Below are 467 nucleotides of genomic sequence, written 5' to 3'. Positions count from 1 at the left end.
ATAGCACCGATAACCTTGTGTGGTTTTACTTTGGCGTATTCTGCAGAGCCAGCATCAGCGATTTTTTCATCGTAAGCCAAGATTTCAAGGAAGAATGGAATGTCTTCCGCCACACACTCAGAACCGATGCGTTCGATGTAGGCTTGTTTTTGTTGGTTGAGTTCGTCAGAGCTGTCTACATCGTAGTAAAGCAAGAATTTGACAGCATCAGCGCCTTGTTCTTTGATGCGTTTTGTAGACCAAACATCCAAGCAGTCAGGCAAGCGTTTAGTGCTTGTTGTGTCGTATCCTGTTTTTTCATAAGCAAGGAGAAGACCAGCATTTGGAGCAAGCGCTTTTGTAGCTGGAAGTCCATACTCAGGGTCAAGGAGCATTGATGATGCGTATTTGGTCAATTCATCTGCTACCAAGACTTTGAGTTCTTCCATTTGAGCCACTGTTGGCTCTTCTGTTTGGTATTGAGCCAT

General features: G+C 44.3%; 1 protein-coding gene. It reads right to left on the bottom strand.

All coding sequences use genetic code 11. The annotated features are described in order from the left end of the window. The coding region (locus tag HMPREF2991_RS11425) for a tagatose 1,6-diphosphate aldolase (protein ID WP_257371943.1) at positions 1-467 on the bottom strand (467 nt) is incomplete at both ends.

Source organism: Streptococcus sp. HMSC072D07 (assembly GCF_001814835.1).
Taxonomy (GTDB): domain Bacteria; phylum Bacillota; class Bacilli; order Lactobacillales; family Streptococcaceae; genus Streptococcus.
This window is presented reverse-complemented; position numbering and strand designations above follow the sequence as displayed.